The 1,969-nt window shown below is 46.9% G+C and carries 2 protein-coding genes; one reads left to right on the top strand and one right to left on the bottom strand.

The genetic code is table 11. The annotated features are described in order from the left end of the window. The first annotated feature begins 80 nt into the window (after positions 1-80). A complete protein-coding gene (galU, locus tag FD01_RS13650) occupies positions 81-989 on the top strand; it encodes a UTP--glucose-1-phosphate uridylyltransferase GalU (RefSeq protein WP_056964840.1) in 909 nt (302 codons plus the stop codon). 35 nt (positions 990-1,024) lie between these two features. Here galU and FD01_RS13645 read toward each other — a convergent pair whose 3' ends face one another. Beyond that, the gene (locus tag FD01_RS13645) at positions 1,025-1,813 is read right to left on the bottom strand and encodes an aldose epimerase family protein (RefSeq protein ID WP_056964838.1); all 789 of its coding nucleotides are present in this window, start codon (positions 1,811-1,813) and stop codon (positions 1,025-1,027) included. Positions 1,814-1,969: the final 156 nt, after the last annotated feature.

Raw genomic sequence — 1,969 nt, 5'->3', positions numbered from 1 at the left:
GGTGTTTTTTATTGTTCGGAAATTATGAATTTAAACGAGGTACGTTTGACAGTACCTATTACCTTGAGGAGGATGAGACATTGAAAGTACGCAAAGCTGTGATTCCTGCAGCGGGACTTGGGACCCGCTTTTTACCTGCGACTAAAGCATTAGCCAAAGAAATGTTACCGATCGTGGATAAGCCCACGATCCAATTCATTGTCGAAGAAGCCAAAGCTTCAGGCATTGAAGACATTTTAATCGTGGAAGGCAAACAAAAGCGCTCCATTGAAGATCATTTTGATTCCGCACCAGAACTTGAACAAAACTTGGAAGCCAAACATAAAGACAAGTTGTTGGAATTGGTGCATCAAACCACGGATATCGGCGTCAACTTGTTCTTTGTGCGCCAACCATATCCCCGCGGCTTGGGTGACGCGGTGCGTTTGGCGAAATCCTTCATTGCCGATGAACCCTTCGTTGTCATGTTAGGCGACGACTTGATGCAAGACAAGGTACCATTGACCCAACAGTTGATCGATGCGTATGATGAAACCCATGCTTCCATCTTGGCAGTTAAAAAAGTGCCTCATGATGAAGTCTCGGCTTATGGTGTGATCGATCCTGAAAGTGAAGTCAAGCCTGGGTTGTTCAACGTTAAAAAGTTCGTTGAAAAGCCAGCCGTTGAAGATGCGCCATCTGATTTGGCCATCATTGGGCGTTACTTGCTCACACCAGAAATTTTTGACATTTTAGATAACCAAAAGCCAGGCAAAGGCAATGAAATTCAATTGACGGATGCCATCGATGAGTTGAACAAGACGCAACGCGTATTCGCCCATGAATTCAAAGGGGACCGCTTTGATGTCGGCAACAAGTTCGGCTTTGTGCAAACCACGATTCAATATGGCTTGACCCATCCAGAAGTCAAAGATGAATTGCGGCCGTACATTTTAAACTTGGCAGAACAGTTGAAAAAAGCTGACAAGCCAACCAAGCCAGCTAAATAAACCCAAAAACTCCGCACGCAGCAATGCGGAGTTTTTTAGTTGGCTTGAAGTTGAATCGTCGTGGTGAGTTCAAACGGATGCGTGGCATCGACCAGCACGCTTTGATCCGCATCGGCAACCAGTGGCCGAATCCCAACGGTAGCTCGGGGATGGCCGAGGATCCCATTAAAGTTGGTGGCCTCATCGATATGGTCAAACGTGGTGATCGCCAGGCCGACGCCACTGGTTTGATAGGTCAACGTCCAGCGCTCATCAGCCAAGGTCGCTTGGGATTGCGCAGTTTGAATGGTATGCACCGAAGTGGTGGTATTGCCAAGCGTCAGTTGTTGATGATCAATCGTGCGCGCAGGGTCCCCTGTTAACATGAAGGCTAAATTGTAATTTGGTCGCAATTGGATCGCGGTATCGCTTTGCACTTGCAGCTTGGCTTGCCAAACATTGTCATCATTAAGCTGATGGGTGATGGTGATGGTTTGCGTTCCTGGCAAAGCGTTGACGCCGTCAGGTAAACGCAGTTGCATGACAACCGCATCGTCAACGATTTGAGCGTCCCAGTTCCAATTTTGCCAGTCAGTATGCGTGGGGTGCAAACAATCCGGTCCCATTAACGCGCCAAAAGGTTCAGGCTGTTGCAAATAATCTTGCAAGGTCACAAAGCCAGCAATTAAATTAGGATCAGCGCCTGTTTGATCAGGTAGGCGTAACTGTTGTACTCGCGCTCCAAAAGTGATCAGGCGCAAGGCGAGATCGTGTTGGTTTTTTAATGTGTATTGGGTGATGGTTTCGCCTTGTAGTTTGGCGAAAAGCTTGTGTTCGATTTTCAAGAAACCGCTTCCTTATGTGTTTCTTCTAGCGTACCGAAAAATTGCAACAGAATCAACCCAAAGTCTTAGGCAAAGCCTTGATTTTTCTGGTACGCTTAACGTGGTAACGTCTAAAGTTCTATGAAACCAAGTCCAAAACCGGATGTTCAAGGAGGG

Origin of the sequence: Lacticaseibacillus manihotivorans DSM 13343 = JCM 12514 (assembly GCF_001435035.1) — a bacterium.
Taxonomy (GTDB): Bacteria; Bacillota; Bacilli; order Lactobacillales; family Lactobacillaceae; genus Lacticaseibacillus; species Lacticaseibacillus manihotivorans.
This window is presented reverse-complemented; position numbering and strand designations above follow the sequence as displayed.